General features: G+C 72.1%; 13 protein-coding genes. 7 read left to right on the top strand and 6 right to left on the bottom strand.

Annotation, left to right across the window (positions count from 1 at the left end):
- Window positions 1–81: 81 nt before the first annotated feature.
- From mmsB to VQ02_RS09400, 3 genes are all read right to left on the bottom strand, one after another.
- Window positions 82–981 (bottom strand): 3-hydroxyisobutyrate dehydrogenase, encoded by a 900-nt coding sequence (gene mmsB, locus VQ02_RS09410; protein ID WP_048443921.1) that lies wholly within the window; start codon window positions 979–981, stop codon window positions 82–84.
- Between the two features lie 57 nt (window positions 982–1,038).
- Window positions 1,039–2,181, bottom strand: a complete 1,143-nt coding sequence (locus VQ02_RS09405; RefSeq protein ID WP_048443920.1) for an acyl-CoA dehydrogenase family protein — start codon at window positions 2,179–2,181, stop codon at window positions 1,039–1,041.
- 94 nt (window positions 2,182–2,275) lie between these two features.
- Window positions 2,276–3,775 (bottom strand): CoA-acylating methylmalonate-semialdehyde dehydrogenase, encoded by a 1,500-nt coding sequence (locus tag VQ02_RS09400; RefSeq protein ID WP_048443919.1) that lies wholly within the window; start codon window positions 3,773–3,775, stop codon window positions 2,276–2,278.
- Between the two features lie 95 nt (window positions 3,776–3,870).
- Here VQ02_RS09400 and VQ02_RS09395 point away from each other — a divergent pair, with 95 nt between their 5' ends.
- Complete coding sequence (locus VQ02_RS09395) at window positions 3,871–4,782, top strand: LysR family transcriptional regulator (protein WP_048443918.1); 912 nt, start codon at window positions 3,871–3,873, stop codon at window positions 4,780–4,782.
- A 13-nt stretch (window positions 4,783–4,795) separates the two neighbouring features.
- Here the strand turns inward: VQ02_RS09395 and VQ02_RS09390 are convergent, their stop codons facing one another.
- Complete coding sequence (locus tag VQ02_RS09390; protein WP_048443917.1) at window positions 4,796–5,569, bottom strand: cyclase family protein; 774 nt, start codon at window positions 5,567–5,569, stop codon at window positions 4,796–4,798.
- Between the two features lie 117 nt (window positions 5,570–5,686).
- On the opposite strand from VQ02_RS09390, the gene VQ02_RS09385 reads away from it, so the two are divergent.
- Window positions 5,687–6,109 carry a GNAT family acetyltransferase gene (locus VQ02_RS09385; RefSeq protein WP_048443916.1) on the top strand — a complete coding sequence of 141 codons (423 nt, stop codon included), beginning with the start codon at window positions 5,687–5,689 and terminating at the stop codon, window positions 6,107–6,109.
- A 7-nt stretch (window positions 6,110–6,116) separates the two neighbouring features.
- Here the strand turns inward: VQ02_RS09385 and VQ02_RS09380 are convergent, their stop codons facing one another.
- Window positions 6,117–7,352, bottom strand: coding sequence for a deoxyguanosinetriphosphate triphosphohydrolase (locus tag VQ02_RS09380; protein ID WP_425339890.1), 1,236 nt, complete (start codon window positions 7,350–7,352; stop codon window positions 6,117–6,119).
- Window positions 7,353–7,459: 107 nt separating this feature from the next.
- Between VQ02_RS09380 and erpA the strand changes: the two genes are divergently transcribed.
- Both erpA and VQ02_RS09370 read left to right on the top strand, forming a co-directional pair.
- Window positions 7,460–7,786: an iron-sulfur cluster insertion protein ErpA gene (erpA, locus tag VQ02_RS09375; protein ID WP_048443914.1), complete on the top strand. Its 327-nt coding sequence runs from the start codon at window positions 7,460–7,462 to the stop codon at window positions 7,784–7,786.
- 34 nt (window positions 7,787–7,820) lie between these two features.
- Entirely contained in the window at window positions 7,821–9,629 is a 1,809-nt protein-coding gene (locus tag VQ02_RS09370) for a hypothetical protein (RefSeq protein ID WP_053080298.1), read from the top strand.
- 7 nt (window positions 9,630–9,636) lie between these two features.
- On the opposite strand, the gene VQ02_RS09365 is transcribed toward VQ02_RS09370, so the two are convergent.
- Window positions 9,637–11,667, bottom strand: a complete 2,031-nt coding sequence (locus VQ02_RS09365; protein ID WP_048443913.1) for an elongation factor G — start codon at window positions 11,665–11,667, stop codon at window positions 9,637–9,639.
- A gap of 205 nt (window positions 11,668–11,872) precedes the next feature.
- On the opposite strand from VQ02_RS09365, the gene VQ02_RS09360 reads away from it, so the two are divergent.
- The 3 genes from VQ02_RS09360 to VQ02_RS09350 all read left to right on the top strand — a co-directional run bounded on the left by VQ02_RS09360 (window position 11,873) and on the right by VQ02_RS09350 (window position 22,545).
- The gene (locus VQ02_RS09360) at window positions 11,873–12,715 is read left to right on the top strand and encodes an HTD2 family dehydratase (RefSeq protein ID WP_048443912.1); all 843 of its coding nucleotides are present in this window, start codon (window positions 11,873–11,875) and stop codon (window positions 12,713–12,715) included.
- A gap of 80 nt (window positions 12,716–12,795) precedes the next feature.
- Window positions 12,796–13,827, top strand: a complete 1,032-nt coding sequence (locus VQ02_RS09355) for a TRAP transporter substrate-binding protein (protein WP_048443911.1) — start codon at window positions 12,796–12,798, stop codon at window positions 13,825–13,827.
- A gap of 390 nt (window positions 13,828–14,217) precedes the next feature.
- Window positions 14,218–22,545: an ExeM/NucH family extracellular endonuclease gene (locus tag VQ02_RS09350; protein ID WP_048443910.1), complete on the top strand. Its 8,328-nt coding sequence runs from the start codon at window positions 14,218–14,220 to the stop codon at window positions 22,543–22,545.
- Window positions 22,546–22,672: the final 127 nt, after the last annotated feature.

Below are 22,672 nucleotides of genomic sequence, written 5' to 3'. Positions count from 1 at the left end.
GGCAGCCGGCCGGACGCCCGATCGGAGGGCGTCCGCTCCCGTCGGGAGCCGGCCGGTCGCTGAGCCCGGCCGGGACCGGACCTACTCGCGCCCGGCCTCGCGCAGGTGGCGGATGATGCCGGAGAAGTCCGTGCCGCCCTGCCCGGCCGCCTCGAAGGCGGCGTAGATCGCCTCCGCATGGGCGCCGAGCGGGGTCGCCGCGCTGGCGCTCGCGGCGGCCTCCTGCGCGAGGCGCAGGTCCTTCAGCATCAGGGCGGCGGCGAAGCCCGGCTTGTAGTCGTTGTTGGCCGGCGAGGCCGGCACCGGGCCCGGGACCGGGCAGTAGGTGGTGAGCGACCAGCACTGGCCCGACGAGGTCGAGGCGACGTCGAACAGGGCCTGGTGCGACAGGCCGAGTTTTTCCGCCAGCACGAAGGCCTCGGCGACCCCGATCATCGAGATGCCGAGGATCATGTTGTTGCAGATCTTGGCCGCCTGGCCGGCGCCGGCCTCACCGCAATGCACGACCTTGCGGCCCATCCGGGCGAGGATCGGCTCGGCCCGGGAGAACGCCTCCGGCGTGCCCCCCGCCATGAAGGTCAGGGTCGCGGCCTTGGCGCCGCCGACCCCGCCGGAGACCGGGGCGTCGAGGCTCGCGAGCCCTCGGCCTCGCGCCTTCTCGTGCGCCGCCCGGGCGCTCGCGACGTCGATGGTCGAGCAGTCGATCAGCAGGGCGCCTTCCGCCACGTGCGGCAGCACCGCGTCGTAGACGGACAGCACGTGCTTGCCCGCCGGCAGCATGGTGACGACGACCTCGGCCCCCTTCACCGCCGCCTCGGCGCTCTCCGCCACCGCGACGCCGGCGGCGCGGGCGGCCTCCAGGGCCTCCGGCACGAGGTCGAAGCCCGAGACCGCGTGCCCCGCCGCCACGAGGTTGGCGGCCATCGGGCCGCCCATGTTGCCGAGGCCCAGGAAGGCGATCTGCGAGGCGATCTGCGTCATGGCTCAGCGTTTCCTTCGTTGGTGTCTGGTTTCGCGTCGGGGGCGGAGGCGCGGCGCTCAGCCCGCGACGAGTCCCCGCGCCACGATCACCCGCATGATCTCGTTGGTGCCCTCCAGGATCTGGTGCACCCGCAGGTCGCGGACGATCTTCTCCACCCCGTATTCCGACAGGTAGCCGTAGCCGCCGTGGAGCTGGAGCGCCTCGTTGGCGACCCGGAAGCCGATGTCGGTGGCGAAGCGCTTGGCCATGGCCGAGCGCTGAGTGGCATCGGCATCGCCGCGATCGAGGCTGGCCGCGGCGCCGTAGAGGAGCGCGCGGGCGGCCTCGAGCTCCGTCGCCATGTCGGCGAGGCGGAACTGCAACGCCTGGAACTGATCGAGGTGCTGCCCGAAGGCCTTGCGCTCGCCCATGTAGGAGAGGCTCTTGTCGAGGGCGGCCTGCGCCCCGCCCAGCGAGCAGGCGCCGATGTTGAGCCGGCCGCCGTCGAGCCCCGCCATGGCGATCCGGAAGCCGATACCCTCCTCGCCGAGGCGGTTCTCGACCGGGACCCGGCACTCCTCGAAGATCACCGCCCGGGTCGGCTGGGCGTTCCAGCCCATCTTGCGCTCGTTCGGGCCGAAGGACAGTCCCGGCGCGTCGGCCGGCACCACCAGGGTCGAGATGCCCCGCGGTCCGGCCTCGCCGGTGCGGACCATCGTGACGTAGACGTCGGCCGCGCCGGCGCCGGAGATGAACTGCTTGGCGCCGTTGAGGACGTAATGGTCGCCCTCGCGCCGGGCGGTGGTGCGCAGGGCCGCGGCGTCGGAGCCCGAGCCGGGCTCGGTCAGGCAGTAGGCCGCGATCATGTCCATGCGGCACAGGGACGGCAGGAAGCGCTCGCGCTGGGCGCCGGAGCCGAACTTGTCGATCATCCAGGCGGCCATGTTGTGGATCGACAGGAAGGCCGCCACCGTCGGGCAGCCGAGGCTCAGGGCCTCGAAGATCAGGGCGGCGTCGAGCCGGGTCAGGCCGGATCCGCCGTGCTCCTCCGAGATGTAGATGCCGCCCATGCCGAGGCCCGCGGCCTCCCGCAGCGCATCGACCGGAAAGTGCTTGCGCTCGTCCCAGTCGAGGGCGTGCGGCGCGATCCGCTCGGCCGCGAAGCTGCGCGCCATGTCGCGGATGGCGACCTGGTCCTCGGGGAGGGTGAACAGGGTCATGGCGGCGGTTCCTCCCGTTCTGATTCTTAGGTCTGATCCCCGCTGTTTCACGGGTGCAGGATCCCCTCTCCCGTGCGGGAGTGGGGAGACAGCGCTACTGCATCACCGGCATCGAGAACTGCGCGCCCTCCTTCACCCCCGACGGCCAGCGCTGGGTGACCGTCTTGGTCTTGGTGTAGAAGCGCACCGCGTCCGGGCCGTGCTGGTTGAGGTCGCCGAAGCCCGAGCGCTTCCAGCCGCCGAAGGTGTAGTAGGCCAGCGGCACCGGGATCGGCACGTTGATGCCGACCATGCCGACCTGCACCTTGGCGGCGAAGTCGCGGGCCGCGTCGCCGTCGCGGGTGAAGATCGCGACGCCGTTGCCGTACTCGTGCTCGTTGGGCAGGCGCAGGGCCTCGGCGTAGTCCTTCGCCCGCACCACCGAGAGCACGGGGCCGAAGATCTCCTCCTTGTAGATCCGCATCTCCGGCGTCACGTGGTCGAACAGGCAGCCACCCATGTAGAAGCCGTTCTCGTAGCCCTGCATCTTGAAGGCCCGGCCGTCGACCGCGAGCTTGGCGCCTTCCTTGATGCCGATCTCGACGTAGTTGCGCACCCGCTCCAGCGCCGCCTTGGTGATGAGCGGGCCGTAATCGGCGCTCGGGTCGGTCGAGAGGCCGATCTTGAGGCTCTCGACCCGCGGGATCAGCTTGCTCATCAGCGCGTCGGCGGTCTTCTCGCCGACCGGCACCGCCACCGACACTGCCATGCAGCGCTCGCCGGCCGAGCCGTAGCCGGCGCCCATCAGGGCATCGACGGCCTGGTCCATGTCGGCGTCCGGCATGATGATCATGTGGTTCTTGGCGCCGCCGAAGCACTGGGCGCGCTTCCCCGTCGCGGTCGCCCGGGCGTAGACGTACTGGGCGATGTCGGAGGAGCCGACGAAGCCGACCGCCTGGATGATGTCGTCGTCGAGGATCGCGTCGACCGCCTCCTTGTCGCCGTTGACGACGTTGAGGATGCCGGCCGGCAGGCCTGCCTCGATCATCAGCTCGGCGAGCCGCATCGGCACGCCCGGGTCGCGCTCCGAGGGCTTGAGGATGAAGGCGTTGCCGCAGGCGATGGCGGGGGCGAACTTCCACATCGGGATCATCGCCGGGAAGTTGAACGGCGTGATGCCGGCGACGACGCCGAGCGGCTGGCGCATCGAGTAGATGTCGATGCCGGGGCCCGCTCCTTCCGTGTACTCGCCCTTCTGCAGGTGCGGGACACCGCAGGCGAACTCCACCACCTCGACGCCGCGCTGGATGTCGCCCTTGGCGTCGGGAATGGTCTTGCCGTGCTCGCGGGCGAGGAGATCCGCGAGGCTGTCCATCTCCCGCGCCACGAGGTCGAGAAAGCGCATCATCACGCGCGCCCGGCGCTGCGGGTTGGTCGCGGCCCAGGCGACTTGCGCCTTGGCGGCGTTCTCGATCGCGGCGCGCATCTCGGCCTGGCTCGCCAGGGCCAGGCGGCCGATCACCTCGCCGGTCATCGGCTGGTAGATGTCGGAATAACGGCCCGAGCGGCCCGGGACGTGCTCGCCGCCGATGAAGTGCCCGACTTCGCGCGCCATGGGGGATCCTCCCTGGATCAGATCTGTGTTGGGGCCACCTTGCCCTGGCGGCCCACATAGCGGAAGGGGCGGGAGAGCGGAACGGGTGTGCGCGGATGCGGGAACCGGATAGCGCGGGATGGGACGATTACCGCTTCGTGCTGGCGGTGCACCGGGCCGGCACGGTCTCGGCGGCGGCGCGCCGTCTCGGGGTCGACCACGCCACGGTGATCCGGCGCATCGACCGGCTGGAGCGGCGGCTGGCTGAGCGCCTGTTTCACCGCCGGGCGACCGGCTACACCGCGACGCAGGCCGGCCTGGCGCTCGCCGCGACGGCCGACGCGGTCGAATCGGCCATCATCCACGGCGAGGCCGCGGTCGGCCGGGCGGCGTCGCAGCTCGTCGGCACGGTACGGATCGGCACGCCGGACGGCTTCGGCAGCTACTTCCTCGCCCCGCGCCTCGCCGGCCTGGTCGAGCGCCACCCGGAACTCGACATCGAGCTCGTCGCGACCGCCCGGCTGTTCAGCCTGTCGAAGCGCGAGGCCGACATCGCCATCGGGCTGAGCCTGCCGCCGGAGGGGCGGATCGTCGGGCGCAAGCTCACCGACTACGCGCTCAAGCTCTACGCCGCCCCGTCCTACCTCGCCCGCCACGCGCCGATCCGGCACCGGCGCGACCTCGAGGGCCACCGCTTCGTCGGCTACATCGACGACCTGCTCTACTCGCCGGAACTCGACTACCTGCACCAGGTCGCGCCGGGCGCCGGCGCCCGCCTGCGCAGCGCCAACCTCAACGCCCAGCTCCAGGCGACGGTGGCGGGGCTGGGCCTCGCGGTGCTGCCCTGCTTCATGGCCTCCTGGCGCCGCGACCTCACCTGCGTGCTGCCGGACGAGGTCACCCTCACCCGCAGCTTCTGGCTGATGATGCACGCCGACAGCCGCGACCTCGCCCGCATCCGCGCGGTGGCGGAGCACATCTACGCGACGGTCGAGGCGGAGCGGGAGCTGTTCGCGCCCGCAGGGTGAGAAGAGCCTGGCGTCAGTCGTCCAGGATCGCCACCGCCCGGGTCCAGCCCGCGGACGCGCCCTTGATCTTCACCGGGAAGCACGCGACCGTGAATCCGGTCGCCGGCAGGGCGTCCAGGTTGGCGAGCTTCTCGATCTGGCAGTAGCCGGCCTCGCGCCCGGCCTTGTGGCCCTCCCAGATCAGGCTCGCGTCGCCGCTCTCGGCGTAGCGCCGGGCGGTGTGGGAGAACGGAGCGTCCCAGCTCCAGCCGTCGGTGCCGACGACGCGCACCCCCTGCCCCGTCAGGTGCAGGGTCGCGGCCCGGCCCATGCCGCAGCCGCTGTCGACGTAGTCCGCCTGCCCGAAGCGGGCGCCCGCCCGGGTGTTCACCAGCACGATGTCGAGGGGCCGGAGGGCGTGGCCGATGCGGGCGAGCTCGCGGTCGATCTCGTCGGGGGTCACGACGTGGCCGTCGGGCAGGTGGCGGAAGTCGAGCTTCACGCCGGGGCGGTAGCACCAGTCGAGGGGCACCTCGTCGATGGTGATGGCCCGGGCGCCGCCATCCATGGTCGGGTGGTAGTGCCAGGGCGCGTCGAGGTGGGTGCCGTTGTGGGTGGAGAGCTGCACGCTCTCGACCGCCCAGCCCTGGCCCTCCGGCAGGTCCTCCGGCCTGAGGCCCGGGAAGAGCCCGGCGACCATCGGCGCCGAGGCGGCGTGATCGACGTAGGTCACGGTCGGGCGCTGGAACGGCGGGTCGGCCGGCACGTCGTTGTCGATCGCGATCGAGAGGTCGATCAGGCGGGGCATTCCGGCGGCTCCTCGGATGATGGTGCGGCATGGTTCGCCCCGCCGGGCCGGCGTGGCAAGAAGGCGCTCTGGCAAGGCAGTGCACCGGCAGGACGGCGCACCGGAGAAGGAGCCCGCATGACGCCGACGATCCGCGAGATCCGGGATGCCGACGTGCCCGCGGTGATCGCCCTGTGGCACGCGGCCGGGGTGGCGCGCCCCTGGAACGATCCGGCCACCGACATCGCCTTCGCCCGGCGCGGGCCGCACGGCACCGTGCTGGTGGCGGAGATCGCGGGGCAGGTCGTCGCCAGCGTGATGGCCGGCGAGGACGGCCACCGGGGCTGGCTCTACTACGTGGCGGTGGCGCCCGCGCAGCAGGGCACCGGGCTCGGGCGGGTCATGGTCGAGGCGGCGGAGGCGTGGCTCGCCGCGCGCGGCGTCTGGAAGGTGCAGCTGCTGGTGCGCCGGGAGAACGAGGCCGTGCTCGGCTTCTACGACCACCTCGGCTACCGCGACACCAATTCGGTCTGCCTGCAGAAGGTCATCGCGAAGGCGTGACACTCCCTCAGCCGTCGAGCCCCGGCCAGATCACCCAGTGCAGGTCCGGCGTCTCGGGAAACAGCCGGCGGTGCTGGCTCACCGCGTAGTTGTCGGTCATGCCGGCGATGTAGTCGGCGACGCGGCGGGGGGTGCGGGGGTCGTCCGGGCCCGAGAGGCCGGCGCTCCACTCCTCGGGCATCCGGTTCGGGTCGCGCCGGAAGGTGGCGAACAGGTCCTCGACGATCGAGGCGGCGCGGCGACGCACCGCCATCACGCCGGGATGGCGGTACATCCGGGCGAACAGGAAGGTCTTGATGTCCCGGTCGGCCGCGGCCATCGCCTCGGAGAACGCCGCCACCGGGCCCGGGGCGTGCCGCACCGCGGCGGCGTCCGCGGGCTGCAGCGCCGCGAGGCGCCGCTCGGTCTCGGCGATCACGTCCTCGACGAAGCGGGTGATCACCCGGCGGGCGAGTTCGTGCACCACCCGCGAGCGCTCCAGGCCCAGATAGGCGCCCCGGATCTCCGCGAGGAGGCCGTGCAGGAACGGCACCTCGCGGAGGTCGTCGAGGCCGAAGAGGTCGGCCCGCAACCCGTCGTCGAGGTCGTGGGCATCGTAGGCGATGTCGTCGGCGAGCGCCGCCACCTGGGCCTCCGGCCCCGCGAAGGTCGCGAGCTCGAGGTCGTTGAGGGCGTTGTACTCGGTGATCGCGACCGGGATGCCGCTCGCCTCGTAGTGCGGCGTAGGCCGGCCGTCGCGGGTGAGGAGCGGGCCGTTGTGCTTGACCAGACCCTCCAGGGTCTCCCAGGTCAGGTTGAGCCCGTCGAAGGTGGCGTAGCGGCGCTCCAGCCGGGTCACCAGCCGCAGGGCCTGGGCGTTGTGGTCGAACCCGCCGTGGTCGGCCATGCAGGCGTGGAGCGCGTCCTCGCCGGTATGGCCGAAGGGCGTGTGGCCGAGGTCGTGGGCGAGCGCCAGGGCCTCGGCGAGGTCCTCGTCGAGGCCGAGCGCCCGGGCCAGCGCCCGGGCGATCTGGCTCACCTCCAGGGTGTGGGTCAGGCGGGTGCGGTAATGGTCGCCCTCGTGGTGGACGAAGACCTGGGTCTTGTGCTTGAGGCGCCGGAAGGCGGCCGAGTGCACGATCCGGTCGCGGTCGCGCTGGAAGTCGGTGCGGGTCGGCGAGGCGTCCTCGGGGATCAGCCGCCCGCGCGACGCGAAGGGGTCGCTGCCGTAGGGGGCCCGCCAGCGCTCGCCTGTCCGTCTCACGTTCCAGATCCCCCCTGCCATCCCCCGGCCGGCCGCGGCTGTTGCAGCGCAGGCCGTCCATTCCTATGTTGCCATCGCACGCCGGACCCCTACCCGAGAAGCCGTCGATGACCCCGATCACCCTGACGTCCCGCGCCGCCCGCCGCATCAACGAGATCATGGGCGCCGAGCCGCCCGGCTCGATGCTGCGCATCAGCGTGAATGGCGGCGGCTGCTCCGGGTTCCAGTACGCCTTCGACATCGCTCAGGATCGCGCCGAGGACGATCTGGCGGTGGAGCAGGACGGCGCCACCGTGCTGGTCGATCCCATGTCCCTCCCGTACATGGAGGGCGCGACGATCGACTTCGTCAACGACCTGATCGGCCAGTCCTTCAAGATCGAGAACCCGCAGGCGACCGCCTCCTGCGGCTGCGGCACCTCGTTCTCCCTGTAGACTTCCAGCTCCTCACGATCCGGGACGCTCCGCCATGACCCGCTTCTCGACAACGGGCGTGGCCCGGGCTGCGCTCGGGGTTCTCGCCTGCGCGACGCTGTCCGCCGCCCTGCCGGCCGGCCTGCCGCTTCTCGCGGGCCCGGCGCTGGCACAGGACGCCACGGTCGCCCTCGACGAGGTGGTGCTGCCCCTCGGCCCCGTCACCCTCAAGGCGCCCAAGCTCGAGCTGCGCGGCACCGCCCTGTCGCGGGACGAGGCGCGGGCGATCCTCGATCCCGCCGGGCCGGCGCCGTGGCGGACCCGGCTCGAGCGGCTCTCCGCCCGCGAGATCGTGATCCCGGTGCTGCGGGTCGAGCAGCCGTCGGGCGGGCGGGTACAGGTCGCGGTCTACCACGACGTCGCCGCCCGGGACGTGGCCGCGGGCCGCATCGGAATCGTGGAGGCCGGTGGCGCCACCCTGACCGTCGAGGGGCCGGGCCCGGACGCCGCCGGCGCCTACGGCCGCCTGAGCGTCCGCGAGATCGACTTGCCCGGCCTCGCCCGCCTGTTCACCGAGGCCGGCGGCCCGGACGCCGTGCCGGTCCGGGTCTATGGCGGCGTCACCGCCGAGGACATCGCGCTGACCGGCCCCGACGGGGCGGCCTTCCGCATCGCCCGCATCGACGCCCGCGACCTCACCGGCCGGCCGACCGCGACGCCCTGGGGCGACGCGGCCCGGGTCCTCGCCGAGGGGCCTGGCCCGGCCGAGGGGCCCGAGCGGGCCCGCCGCGCCGCCCTGGCCGCCGACCTGATCGACGGGATCAGCGTCGGCGGGCTCGAGATCAGCGGCCTCACCCTCGCGGCGCCCGGAGGGCCCGGCGCCCGGCCGGCGCCGGTCCAGGCGAGCCTCGCCCGCCTGACCTACGCTCCCGAGGCCGGGAGCGGCCAGGTGCGGGCCGAGGGCCTGGCGGTCGACGCTCCCGCCGGCCGCTTCGCCCTCAAGGGGCTGACCCTGTCCGGCCTCTCGCTCAAGCCGGTGCTGGAGGGCCTGCGCCGCGCCGCCGCCGGCCCGCTCGACCGGGCCGACCTGCGCCGCTACGCCCCCGCCCTCGGCCGCATCGCCCTGGAGAACCTCGACGTCGACCTGCCGGCGCAGGCCCCGGGCCCGGACCCGCTCGCGGCCTCGGGCCCGCTGCGCTTCGCCGTGCGGAGCAGCGCCCTCGACATGAGCGAGCCGCGCGACGGCGTGCCGACCGCCTCGCGCCTCGCCGTCGACGGCTTCACCTGCGCGGTCGCGCCCGGCACCACGGCGCCGGTCCTCGCCGACCTCGCCGGGCTCGGCTACACCGCCCTCGACCTCTCCGGCCTGATCGACGCCCGCTGGAACGAGGCCGCCCGGGAGGTGACGCTGCGGGAGGTGACGCTCTCCGGCAAGGACATGGGCACCGCCCGGATCACCGGCACGATCGGCGGCATCGGCAAGGAGGTGTTCGACCCCGAGCCGATGATCTCGTCCCTGGCGCTGCTCGGCGCCAGCGCCAAGTCCCTGGCCCTCACCCTGGAGAATGGCGGCCTCTTCCAGCGCTTCGTCGACCAGCAGGCCAAGGCCCAGAGCCTCAAGCCCGAGGAGCTGCAGCGGGAATACGGCACCGCCGCGCTGCTCGGCATCCCGGCGGTGCTCGGCAACTCGCCCGCCGCCAAGGCCCTCGGCCAGGCGGTGTCCCGGTTCGTGGTCAAGCCCGGCCGACTCTCGGTCAGCGCCGCCGCCAAGGACCCGGCCGGGCTCGGCCTCGTGGATTTCAGCACCGCCCCGAGCCCGGGCAAGATCTTCGACCGCCTGACCGTCACCGCCACGGCGGAGTGATCCGCCGTCACCCCACCTTGCGCACCGGCTGGCGCGCTAGCACCGCGTCGGCGGCGCGGCCGGTCAGCTCGGCCCGGTGGTCGAAGCGGGTGGTGAAGGTGCCGACTCCGGCGGTGGCCGAGCGCAGCTCGACGATGAGGTCGGTCATCTCGGCCTCTGGGATCAGGGCCTCGACCACGTCCCAGCCGGCCCAGCCGGGCCGCGCGTCGAAGCCGAGGATCTGGCCGCGGCGGGCGGTGACGAGGCCGGTGGCCCGGGCGGTGGCGCCGCTCGGCACCGCCATCGAGACCGCCAGGATCGGCTCGAGCAGGACCGGCCCGGCCTTGGTCAGCGCCTCCTCGAGGGCGAGGCGGGTGGCGGCCTGGAAGGCGGCGTCGGAGGAATCGACCGCGTGGGCGGCGCCATCCTTCAGGGTGACCGCGATGTCGACGACGGGAAAGCCGAGGGGCCCCTTCGCCGTCACCGCCCGGGCGCCGGCCTCGACGGAGGCGATGTACTGGCGCGGCACCGCGCCGCCCACCACCTCGTCCTCGAACAGGAACCCCTCGCCCCGCGGCAGCGGCCGCACCGCGAGCGCGACGTCGGCGAACTGGCCGTGGCCGCCGGTCTGCTTCTTGTGCCGCGCCCGCGCCTCCGCCGGGCCCCGGATCGTCTCCCGGTAGGCCACCCGGGCCGGCTCCGTCTCGACGCCGATGCCGAACCGGGAGGCGAGGCGCTCCACCGCCACGCGCAGGTGCATCTCGCCCTGGCCGGACAGGCGCAGCTCGCCGAGCTCGGCCCGCTGCTCGACGGCGAGGGCCGGGTCCTCGTCGGCGAGCTTGGCGAGGGCCGCCGAGAGGCGCACCTCGTCCTTGCGGTCGCGTACCCGGAGCGCGAGGGCGTGGACCGGCTCGGGCGGCGGCAGGGCCGCGAGGGCGGGCGGCGCCTCGGCGCCCACCGCCAGGGTCTCGGCGGTGGCGACCGGGTCGAGCTTGGCGAAGCCCGCGACCTCGCCCTCCCGCGCCTCCGGCAGGCGGCTGCCGGAGGCGCCGGTGAGCAGGGTCAGCCCCGCCACCCGGGCGCTGCCGCTGCCTGAACCGGTCACCGACTCGCCCTCGCGGACGGCGCCCCGCAGCACCCGGCCGACCGAGAGCTTGCCGCCGAAGCCGGTATGCAGGGTCTTCATCACCTGGACGAGGGGCCCGCCCTCGGCCGCGACGCCGAGGCGCGCCCGCGTCTCGGTGAGGCCCGGCGCCTCGTGCCGGAGCGCTTTCAGCAGGCGGGTGACGCCGTGGCCGTGCTCGGCCGAGCCGAACAGCACCGAGACCACCTGGCCCTGGCGCAGCTCCCGGGCGAGGTCGGCGAAGACACGGTCCCGCGCCGGCTCGACCTCGGCGATCAGGTCTTCCATCAGCACGTCGTCGTGGTCGGCCAGGCGCTCCAGCATGGTGAAGCGCTCGGCCTTCTCCCGCGGCAGCTCGCCCGTCGGCAGCGCCACCACCTCGCTGGGCGCCTGCTCGCGCCAGATGAAGGCCCGCTCAAGGGCGAGGTCGATGAAGCCCACCGCCGCCTCGCCCTCGATCAGCGGGATCTGACGCATCAGCAGCGGCACCCGGGAGGCGGGCTGGAGCAGGGCCAGGGCGTCGCGCAGGGAGCCCGGCGCGGTCTCGGCCTTGTTGATGAAGAGGAGGCGCGGCAGGCCGGCGGCCTCGAGCTCGCGCAGCGTCAGCTCCAGGGCCGGCAGCTTGCGCTCGTCGGCCTCGCAGACCACGACCGCGGCGTCGCAGGCAGGCAGCATCGCGCGCAGGTCGTGGGCGAACTCGATCGAGCCCGGGCAGTCGACGAAGGTGAAGGACTCGCCGAGGAACCGGGTGGTGGCGAAGGCCGGCTCCACGCTCATGCCGTGGGCCCTCGCCTCGGGGGAGGTGTCTCCCACGCGGGCCCCCGCGCGGCCGGGCCGGTCGATGGCGCCGGTGCGGTGGAGGATGGCCTCGAGCAGGGCGGTCTTGCCGCTCTGGAACGGACCGACGATCGCGATGCACCTGTGCTGCGCAGCCACGTGACGTCTCCCACCCTGTCTTTGTTGACAGCGAGTTAAGCACCGGGCCGGGGCGCGGTCCAGGCGGCAGGTGTGCGGGCGCGAAGGCGTGCCATGCCGGCGGGGCATCCATGCCGGCTGGGCACCGGTGACGGTCCGTCCGCGCGTTGGACCTGCGGCGACCGGCCCGGCATGATGGGGCGAGAGACACGACAGGGAACCTTCGATGCCCCCGATCGACATCGACCATCTGCGCGGCTGGATCGGCCGCACCCGGGAGGTCGAGGACCTGGTCACGCCCCGCCTGGTGGCCGAGTACCGGGCGACGCTCGCGCCCCACCTCGCCCCGGTGCCGGAGGGCGAGGCGCCGCTCGCCCTGCACTGGTGCCTCGCCCCCGAGACCCCGCCCGCCGACACGCTCGGCCCCGACGGGCACGCCGCCAAGGGCGGCTTCCTGCCCCCGGTGCCGCTGCCGCGCCGGATGTGGGCCGGTGGCGAGGTCGAGATCCTCGGCCCCTTGCGCCTCGGCGACCGGGTCGCGCGGCGCGAGACCGTCTCGGACGTCGCCGTGAAGGAGGGGCGCACCGGCACGCTGTGCTTCGTCACCGTGCGGCACGAGTACCTGACGGAACGGGGACCGGCGATCCGCGAGCGGCAGGACATCGTCTACCGCGAGGCGAGCCGGCCGGGGGAGGCGCTGCCTGCGCCGAGGATGGCCCCCGCGGAGGCGGAGGCGGCGTGGTCGGTCGAGGCGAACCCGGTGCTGCTCTTCCGCTACTCGGCCATGACCTTCAACGGCCACCGCTTCCACTACGACCACCCCTACGCCACCGGGGTCGAGGGCTATGCCGGCCTGGTGGTGCACGGGCCGATGCAGGCGAGCCTGCTCCTCAACCTCGCCGCCGTGCGCCTCGGGCGGGCGCCGGGACGCTTCCGCTACCGGGGCGTGGCGCCGATGACCGCCGGCCGGCGCTTCACGGTGGCGGGCCGGCGCGAGGGCGACGGCGTCCGCGCCTGGACCGAGGCCGAGGGCGCCGTTCACATGGAGGCGGAGGCGAGCGGGACTTAGGCGATCGTCGCCTTGCGGCAGCCGGGCCGAGCTGTCAGGCTCGCGACCGAGCCAACGAGAAACGACACCGAGGAAACGCCATGACGAAGTCGTCCCGCGCCGCCCGAGCGCTGACCCGCCGCGCCCTCTCGGCCGGCGCCGCCCTCCTGCTCCTGTCGGGCGCCGCCCTGGCGCAGGGAGCGCCGATCCTGATCAAGTTCAGCCACGTGGTGGCCCCCGACACGCCGAAGGGCCGCGGCGCCGACAAGTTCAAGGAGCTGGCGGAAAAGTACACCAACGGCCGGGTGAAGGTGGAGGTCTACCCGAACTCGCAGCTGTTCAAGGACAAGGAGGAGGTCGAGGCGCTCCAGCTCGGTGCCGTGCAGATGCTGGCGCCGTCGCTGGCGAAGTTCGGGCCGCTCGGCGCCAAGGAGTTCGAGGTCTTCGACCTGCCCTACATCCTGCCCGACAAGGCGGCCCTGCGCCGGGTCACGGACGGGGCGCTCGGCAAGCGCCTGTTCGACAAGCTCCAGTCGAAGGGCATCACCGGCCTCGCCTACTGGGACAACGGCTTCAAGGTGATGAGCGCCAACAAGCCGCTGCGGATGCCGGCCGACTTCCGCGGCCTGAAGATGCGGATCCAGTCCTCGAAGGTTCTCGAGGCGCAGTTCCGGGCGCTCGGCGCCATCCCGCAGGTGATGGCCTTCTCGGAAGTCTACCAGGGCATGCAGACCGGCGTGGTCGATGGCTCGGAGAACACGCCCTCGAACATGTTCACCCAGAAGCACCACGAGGTGCAGAAATACGTGACCCTGTCCGATCACGGCTACATCGGCTACGCAGTGATCACCAACAAGAAGTTCTGGGACGGACTGCCGGCCGACGTCCGGACCGAGCTCGACAAGGCGATGAAGGAGGCGACGACCTACGCCAACGAGGTCGCCGGCAAGGACAACGCCGACGCCCTCGACGAGATGAAGAAGTCCGGCAAGACGACCTTCATCGAGCTGACCGCCGACGAGAAGGCGGCCTGGAAGGCGGCCCTCGAGCCCGTCACCGCCGACATGGCCAAGCGCGTCGGCAAGGACGTGATCGAGGAGTTCCAGAAGGAGGCGAAGGGCGGGACGCAGTAGGCGCCGCACCGCAAGCCGCCCCACAGACCTGCCGCACGACCGCGCCCCGCCATCGACAGCCCGATGGCGGGGCGCTTCGCGTTGGAGCCACCCGTCCCGACCGGCGCGGTCGCGAGGAGGCGCGACGCGTGATCGGGCCCAGGCCCGGGGGCCTGCCCGCTAACCTTCACAGCACTGTCGCAAAACGCCCATACAGAGCGATCACAGTCCGAAACAAGCTGTAACAAGGCAGTCTCGCCCGGTCCGATCCGACACGTCGAACGATCGCGGGCGAGCCCAATGCCGCTGCGCGCCTCCCTGAACCGACAAGCCCTAACAGCCCTCGCGCTGAAGGGTGGCGCCCGCCTTGGCGCCGCCGCCGTTCACGCGCGCCCGGAGACACTGGAACACATGGCCACGACGCTTGCCGCCGGCGACATCGCCATCGTCGGTTACGATGCCACCAACCCCGACGACTTCGCCTTCGTGGTCCTCAGGGACGTCGAGGCCGGCACGGCCATCAGCTTCACCGACAACGGCTGGAACTCCGCGACCAACGCGTTCCGGACCGGCGAGGGCACCTACACCTACACGGCACCGACGGCGCTCGCCGCCGGCACGGTGATCCGGCCGACCACCGACACGGCCGCCGGCGGCACCAACTCGCCGGTGTTCACGGCGCCGAACTTCGCGCTGAACGCCTCGGGCGACCAGATCCTGGCCTACCAGGGGACGGCCGCGAGCCCGACCTTCCTGTACGCGATCAACTTCGCCGACGGCGGCACCACGTTCGCCGCCAATGCCACCACCGCCAGCACCTCGGCCCTGCCGCCGGGCCTGACCCTCGGCCAGACCGCGGTGGCCCTCCCCTCCACCAACGGCCGCTACGCCGGCCCGACCTCGGGCACCCGCGAGCAGATCCTGGCCTCCGTCGGGTCGACCTCGTCCTGGACGCAGAACAACACGACCCGCATCGGCGCCGGCAGCTACGACGGCTTCACGGTGACCGCAGCCCAGCCCCTGCCGACCCTGTCGATCGACGACGTCCAGGCGACCGAGGGCGATTCCGGTACCAGGCAGCTCACCTTCACGGTGTCGCTGAGCGCTGCGGCCCCCGCCGGCGGCGTCACCTTCGACATCGCCACCGCCGACGGCAGCGCGACGGCCGGCAGCGACTACACCGCCCGCAGCCTGACCCGCCAGACCATCGCCGCCGGCCAGACCAGCGCCACCTTCGCGGTCGACGTCGCCGGCGACACGGTCGTCGAGCCGACCGAGACCTTCACGGTGACGGTCGCGAACGTCTCGGGCGCCACGGTGGCGAAGGGCCAGGGCACCGGCACGATCCTCAACGACGATGCCGGCACCCGGATCAACGGCACCGCGATCTACGACGTGGCGCCCTCGCTGCAGGGCCTGTCCGGCGCCACCGCCACGACGCCGCCCACGGCGACGAACGCGCTCCAGCTCGTGCGGCTCGGCGCCTATGCGACCACCAACGATGCGGCGACGTCGGCCGCCCCCAACGCCGAGGTCGTGGCCTACGATTCGACGACCAGCCGGCTCTACGTCCAGAACACCAACGAGAACCGGATCGAGATCGTGGCGCTGGATGCCGCCGGCGCCCTCACCAAGACCGGCGAGATCCTGCTCTCCGGCCTCGAGCAGTACGGCGCGGTGAACTCGGTCGCGGTCTTCAACGGCCTCGTGGCGGTCGCCTACGCCAACACGACCGGGGACGCGGCGGGCCGCGTCGCGCTGTTCAACGCCGACGGCACGCTGCTGCGCTCGCTCACCGTCGGGGTCGGCCCCGACCAGATCGTCTTCACCCGCGACGGCAGCCGCCTCCTCGTCGCCAACGAGGGCGAGCAGGCGAGCGCCGGAAGCAACCCGGTCGGCAGCGTCTCGATCATCGACGTCTCGGGCGGGGCCGCCTCGGCGGCCGTCACCGGGACGGTCGGGTTCGAGGGGCTGAACGGCGCCGAGGCGACCCTGCGGGCCCGCGGCCTCGCCATCACCCCCGGCAACGCGGCCGCGGCCGACATCGAGCCCGAATACATCGCGATCTCACCCGACAACCGCTTCGCCTACGTCACCCTGCAGGAGGTGAACGGCGTCGCGGTGATCGACCTCGCCAACCCGGGCACGGCGCCGATCGCGATCCAGCCGCTCGGCGCGGTCAACCACTCGCTGCCCGGCAACGAGTTCGACGCCTCCGACCGCGACGGCACGGGCGGCACCGCCTCGATCCGCATCGCCTCGACGCCGGCGAACGCCCCGATCTACGGCCTGCTCCAGCCGGACGCGGTGGCCTCGTTCACCGCCGGCGGCGCGACCTACTTCGTCACGGCGAACGAAGGCGACCAGCGCGTCATCGGCGGCGCCGACGACACGGGCGACGTCGCCCGCCTGAGCACGATCGCCAACAGCCGGCTGACGCCCGAACTGCAGGCGCTCAAGGCCGATCCGGCCTATGCGCGCCTCAACGTGCTCCTGCGCACCGGCGACACCAACGGCGACGGGGTGATCGACCAGCTCAACACGCTCGGCGGCCGCGGCATCTCGATCTTCCGGCAGAACCAGGACGGCACCATCACCAAGGTGCGCGAGACCGGCGGCGAGTTCGAGAAGATCTTCGCCCAGATCGCCCCCGAGCGCTTCAACAACGACCAGACCGTCGCCAACACGCCGGACGACCGCTCGGACAACAAGGGCCCGGAGCCCGAGGGCATCACGGTCGGCACGGTGAACGGCCGAACCTACGCCTTCGTCGGCCTCGAGCGCCAGAGCGGCGTCCTCGTCTACGACGTGACCGATCCGGCGAACGCCAGTTACGTCTCCTACGTGCCGCCGCTCGCCGGCTCCCCCGCGGATCTCGGCCCGGAGGTGCTCACCTTCATCGCCGCCGACCGCAACCCGACCGGCACGCCCCTGGTGATCTCGGCCAACGAGGTGGCCAATGGCGGCGCCACGCTCTACGCCGCGCTGCCGCAGGGCTACACCCAGGAGATCTCCTTCGCCCCGAACTCGCTGAACGTGAGCCAGGCGGAAGGCAACAGCGGCACCACGACCGTCAGCTTCACGGTCCAGCGCAGCAACGGCACCCTCGGCGCGGTCACCTTCACCGCCGAGCTCACCGGCACCGGCCCCAGCGCAGCGAACGCCGCCGACTTCGCCGGCGCTCCCGGCCTGCCGCTGACCATCACCGGGACGATCCCGGCGGGCGCCGCCTCGGCGGTGGTGAACGTCACCGTGCAGGGCGACGCGACCCCCGAGCCGAACGAGACCTTCGGCTTGACGCTCCGCAGCGCCACCTCGAACCAGGCCGGCGTCACCGCGGCGGTGAGCACCAGCGCCGGCACCGCGACCGGCACCATCCTCAACGACGACGTCACGCTGATCTCGGCGGTGCAGGGCACCGGCAGCGCCAGCCTGCTCGTCGGCCAGACCGTCACGATCGAGGCGCTCGTCGTCGGCGACTTCCAGAACGGCGACGCGGACGCCAAGCGCAGCATCGGCGGCTTCTACCTGCAGGAGGAGCGGGCCGACCAGGATTCCAACCCGCTGACCTCGGAGGGCGTGTTCGTCTACGAGGGCACCGGCAACCGCCTCGTCGACGTCAACGAGGGCGACCGGGTGCGGGTCACCGGCACGGTCACCGAGTTCAACGGCGAGACGCAGGTGACCGTCAACGCCGCCTCCGGCATCCAGGTCGTGCAGGCCGGGGCGCTGTCCGCCGCCGAGGTCAAGGCGCAGGCGGTCGACGTCACCCTGACGGCCGCCGGGGTCGTCGGCACCGGCACCACCGCGCAGCCGGACCTCGAGCGCTACGAGGGCATGCTGGTCCGCCTGCCCCAGACCCTCTCGATCACCGAGCAGTTCAACCTCGACCGCTTCAACGAGATCCGCCTCGCCGCGGGCGGGCGGCCCGAGACCTTCACCAACGCGTTCGAGCCGAACGCGGCCAACTACGCCGCCTACCTCGCGCAGACCGCGGCGCGCTCGATCACCTACGACGACGGGCAGAACTCGCAGAACCTGCCGATCGAGAACCTCGACGGCTTCGGCCCGACCTATTCCACCGCCACGGCGCCGCGGATGGGCGACACCGTGACCGGGCTCACCGGCACCCTGGGCTACGGCCCGACCGGCGCCTTCCGGGTGCGGGCGATCAACGACGGCGACAACACCTTCGTGAAGGCCAACCCGCGCCCGGCGACCCCGGACGCGGTCGGCGGCACGCTGAAGGTCGGCAGCCTCAACGTCCTCAACTACTTCACGACGCTCAACGCCTCGTCGAGCTCGCTGACGGCGATCGGCCAGGCGCCGCGGGGCGCCAACACGAGCGAGGAGCTGGCGCGCCAGACCGAGAAGCTCGTCACGACGCTGATCGGCACCGGGGCCGACGTCCTCGGCCTGACCGAGCTCGAGAACCAGTTCCAGCCGGGCAACCCGGGCAACGCGCTCGAATACCTCGTCGGCCAGCTCAACGCCCGAACTGGTGCCGGCACCTACGCCCACGTCAATCCGGGCAGCCAGCTCGACCAGGGCCAGTTCCTCGGCGGCGACGCCATCGCGGTCGGCTTCATCTACAAGCCGAGCAAGGTGAGCGTCGCGCTCAACACCACGATCGAGAAGCTCGACGACGCCGACGTGGCGCAGATCGACCCCGCCCTGCTGCAGCAGAGCACGGTCGGCCACATCTTCAACGGGGTGAACACCAGCCGCGCGTCCCTGGCGGTGACCTTCCGGGAGACTGCGACGGGCGAGGACTTTACGGCGGTCATCAACCACCTGAAGTCGAAGAGCGGCAGCGGCACCGGGGCCGACGCCGACCAGGGCGACAGCCAGGGCGCCTGGCAGCAGCAGCGCGAGCTCGCCGCCAAGGCGCTGACCGAGTGGGTGGCGACGAAGCCGACCGGCACTCAGGATTCCGACACGATCCTGCTCGGCGACTTCAACGCCTACATCAAGGAGGACGCCCTCGACACCATCAAGGCCGGGGGCTTCACCAACCTCGCCGAGGATCGCCTCGCCGACCCGTATTCCTACGTCTTCGACGGGGCCTACGGCGCCCTCGACCACGCCTTCGCCAATGGCAGCCTGAACGGCCAGGTGACGGGCGTGACCGAGTGGCACGTCAACGCCGACGAGGCGGACGCGATCGACTACAACCTCGATTTCGGCCGGTCCCCCTCGTACTTCGACGGCCGGGTCGCGGCGCGCGAATCCGACCACGACCCGATCCTGGTCGGCCTCAAGCTCGACCAGACCGCGCCGACGCTGGTCTCGGCCACCCCGGCCGACAACGCCACCGGGGTCGCACCCGGCGCCAACATCACCTTACGCTTCAGCGAGGCGGTGAAGGCCGGCACCGGCTCGATCACCATCACCGACGGGGCGGGCGACACCCGCACCATTGCGGTCTCCGATACCGCTCAGGTCGCCGTCAGCGGCGACACCGTGACGATCAACCCGAGCGCCGACCTCGGGGCGGGCAAGGCCTACGACGTCATCGTGCCGACGGGCGCGATTACGGACGCGGCCGGCAACGCCTTCGCGGGCCTGGCGCAGGACCAGCTCGACTTCACCACGCAGCAGGCTGCCCCGATGACCTACACGCTCCAGATCCTGCACGCCTCGGACTGGGAGGCCGGCCTCCTGGCGACCCAGCGCGCCGCGAACTTCGCGGCGATCGTCGACAAGCTCGAGGACGCGACCCCGAACTCGATTACTCTCTCGACCGGTGACGGCTGGATCCCGAGCCCGTTCTTCATCGCCGGCGCCGACCCGCAGCTCAACGCGACCTATAACGGCGTCTACAACCAGCTCTACGGGCTGTCGGGCGCGGGCGCCTACAGCCGGCTCACCGCCTCGCCGGGCCGGGCCGACATCACGATCCAGAACATCATCGGCGTCCAGGCCGCGGTGTTCGGCAACCACGAGTTCGATTCCGGCCCGACCGAGGTCGCCAACATCATCGGGGCCAACCTCGGCACCGCGGCCGGCGCGGCGGACGATACCTGGGTCGGGGCGCAGTTCCCCTACCTGTCGGCGAACCTGAACTTCTCGAAGGAATCGGCCCTCTCGGGCCTCGTCCACGCCGACGGCGACGCCGCCACCTTCGCCCAGACCGGCCCGACCTCGACCCAGACCGGGACCGGCGCCGACAAGATCGCCAAGTCGACGATCATCACCGAGAACGGCGAGAAGATCGCCTTCATCGGCGCCACCACCCAGCTCGAGCCGCTGCTGACGACGCTCGGCAACGTCACCCTCGAGGGCTTCACCGGCAAAGACGAGATCGCGCTGCTCGCCCAGCAGATCAACGCCGAGGTCGACCGGGTGCTCGCGGCCAATCCGGGCCTCAACAAGGTCATCGTCGGCACCCACCTGCAGCAGCTCGCCAACGAGCAGGCGCTCGCTCCCCTGCTGCGCAACGTCGACGTGCTGATCGGCGGCGGCTCGCACACCCTGCTGTCGGACTCGAACGACCGGCTCCTGCCGGGCGACACCTCGGGCGGCGCCTACCCGCAGTTCTTCACCAACGCCACCGGCCAGACCCTGGCCCTGGTCAACACGGCTTCCGAGTACTCCTATGTCGGCCGCCTGACCGTCACCTTCGACGACCAGGGCAACGTCATCCGCGACTCGGTCACGCCGCAGAACTCGGGCGCGGTCGCGGTCGACGACACCTCCGTGGCGCAGCTCTGGGGGTCCACCGCCGCGGCCTTCACCCCCGGCAGCAAGGGCTTCCTCGTCCGCGAGATGATCGAGGGTCTCGACGTCAACAACGACGGCGTGCAGGAGACCGCCGGCGTCGCCGACATCATCCGCCAGCAGGACGGCAACATCCTGGGCCGCACCAGCGTCTACCTTGAGGGACGCCGCGGTGAGGTCCGCACCGAGGAGACCAACCTCGGCGACCTCAGCGCCGACGCGAACCTCTGGTACGCCAAGCAGTACGACAGCTCGGTCGCTGTCTCGATCAAGAACGGCGGCGGCATCCGCGACTCGATCGGCTCGTTCTCGACCTCCGGCGGCGGCACCGCCGAGTTGCCCCCGGCCGCCAATCCCTCCGCGGGCAAGCAGGCGGGCGACATCTCCCAGCTCGACGTCACCAACTCGCTGCGCTTCAACAACGCGCTCGCCGTCACCACGGTCTCGGCGCTGGAGATGAAGCGGATCCTCGAGCACGCGGTCTCGGCCACCGCCGCCGGCGCGACCCCGGGCCAGTTCCCGCAGATCGGCGGCCTGAGCTTCTCCTTCGACGCCACGAAGCAGTCGCAGACCGTCGATGCCAACGGCAACGTCACCCGCGAGGGTCAGCGCATCCTCAACGCGGCGATCGTCGACGAGAACGGCCGGATCCTCGACACGCTGGTGCAGAACGGCCAGCTCGTCGGCGACCCGAACCGCGGCATCCGCACCGTCACCCTCGACTTCCTGGCCACCGGCACCGCGGCCGCGCCGGGCCTGGGCGGCGACAACTACCCGTTCCCGGCCTACGGCGAGAACAAGGTGGCGCTCGCCTCCGCCACCCCGGGCTCCTCGCTGCCGAACTCCGCGACCTTCGCGGCGCAGGGCACCGAGCAGGACGCGATGGCCGAGTACCTGCGCGCCTTCTACGCCACCACGCCGTTCGGCACCGCCGACACTACGCCGGCCGGCGACACCCGGATCCAGAACGTCGCCGCCCGCGGCGACACGGTGCTGGCCCGCGGCATCAACCGGGTCGGTACCAACGGTGACGACGTCATCACCGGCACGCCGTATGACGACCGCCTGTCCGGCCGCGGCGGCACGGACACCCTCGTGATCAACGCCAACTTCGCCGACGTCACGGTCTCGCAGGCCAACAGCCTGACGCTCATCAGCGGACCGCAGGGCCGTGACCTGGTCAGCGGCTTCGAGCGCTTCCGCTTCAACGACGCCACCATCGCGGTCGACGACGCCAACCGCCTGGTCGACGACCTCCACTACCTGTCCCGGAACCAGGACGTGTTCCGCGCCGGCGTCGATGCCGACGCCCACTACGCCGCCTTCGGCTGGCGCGAGGGCCGCGACCCTAGCGCCTTCTTCTCCACCACCGGCTACCTCGCCGCGAACCGCGACGTGCGCACCGCCGGCGTCAACCCGCTCGAGCACTACGACCAGTCAGGCTGGAAGGAGGGCCGCGACCCCTCCGCCGCCTTCGACAACGAGCTCTACCTCGCCCGCAACCCCGACGTGCGCGCCGCCGGCGTCGATCCCCTCGCTCACTTCCTGACCTACGGCCAGGACGAGGGACGCCAGGCCTACGCCGCGATCGGCAAGGCCGCCGACGTCGGCACCGCCGGCGGCTTCGACGCCGAGTACTACCTGCTGTCAAACACCGACGTGGCGGCGGCGGCACTGGTGCTGGGGGCGGACGGGGCGACCTTCGCGCGCCAGCACTACCAGCTGTATGGCTGGAAGGAGGGCCGCAACCCGAACGCAGTGTTCGACACCAAGGGCTACCTCAACGCCTACCAGGACGTGGCGAAGGCGAACGTCGACCCGCTGCTGCACTACGACCTGTACGGCTACAAGGAGGGCCGCGACCCCTCCGCCGGCTTCGACACCACCGACTACCTGGCGGCGAACCCGGATGTGGCGTCGGCCAAGGTGGACCCGATGGTGCATTACCTGATGTTCGGCGCCGTGGAGGGCCGTCAGGCCTTCAACGACGCCCGGATCGATCCCTTCGCCACCGCCTGATCACCAGGCGAAACGTGCCCCCGAACCGGCGTCCGGGGGCACGCGGTAAACAGCACACGGCAACCGGGATGCGAGCGAAGGGCGGGGCGCCAAGCGTCCCGCCCTTCGCCGTCACGCCGCCGCGCGG

Source organism: Methylobacterium variabile, from assembly GCF_001043975.1.
Lineage (GTDB): Bacteria > Pseudomonadota > Alphaproteobacteria > Rhizobiales > Beijerinckiaceae > Methylobacterium > Methylobacterium variabile.
The sequence above is the reverse complement of the archived record's forward strand: the minus strand, read 5'-3'. Positions and strand labels throughout refer to the sequence as shown.

What these genes read in the sequence shown, in the direction of transcription:
- mmsB (WP_048443921.1), bottom strand. Translation starts at nt 981, where the DNA reads ATGACGCAGATCGCCTCGCAGATCGCCTTCCTGGGCCTCGGCAACATG.
- VQ02_RS09405 (WP_048443920.1), bottom strand. Translation starts at nt 2,181, where the DNA reads ATGACCCTGTTCACCCTCCCCGAGGACCAGGTCGCCATCCGCGACATG.
- VQ02_RS09400 (WP_048443919.1), bottom strand. Translation starts at nt 3,775, where the DNA reads ATGGCGCGCGAAGTCGGGCACTTCATCGGCGGCGAGCACGTCCCGGGC.
- VQ02_RS09395 (WP_048443918.1), top strand. Translation starts at nt 3,871, where the DNA reads ATGCGGGAACCGGATAGCGCGGGATGGGACGATTACCGCTTCGTGCTG.
- VQ02_RS09390 (WP_048443917.1), bottom strand. Translation starts at nt 5,569, where the DNA reads ATGCCCCGCCTGATCGACCTCTCGATCGCGATCGACAACGACGTGCCG.
- VQ02_RS09385 (WP_048443916.1), top strand. Translation starts at nt 5,687, where the DNA reads ATGACGCCGACGATCCGCGAGATCCGGGATGCCGACGTGCCCGCGGTG.
- erpA (WP_048443914.1), top strand. Translation starts at nt 7,460, where the DNA reads ATGACCCCGATCACCCTGACGTCCCGCGCCGCCCGCCGCATCAACGAG.
- VQ02_RS09370 (WP_053080298.1), top strand. Translation starts at nt 7,821, where the DNA reads ATGACCCGCTTCTCGACAACGGGCGTGGCCCGGGCTGCGCTCGGGGTT.
- VQ02_RS09360 (WP_048443912.1), top strand. Translation starts at nt 11,873, where the DNA reads ATGCCCCCGATCGACATCGACCATCTGCGCGGCTGGATCGGCCGCACC.
- VQ02_RS09355 (WP_048443911.1), top strand. Translation starts at nt 12,796, where the DNA reads ATGACGAAGTCGTCCCGCGCCGCCCGAGCGCTGACCCGCCGCGCCCTC.
- VQ02_RS09350 (WP_048443910.1), top strand. Translation starts at nt 14,218, where the DNA reads ATGGCCACGACGCTTGCCGCCGGCGACATCGCCATCGTCGGTTACGAT.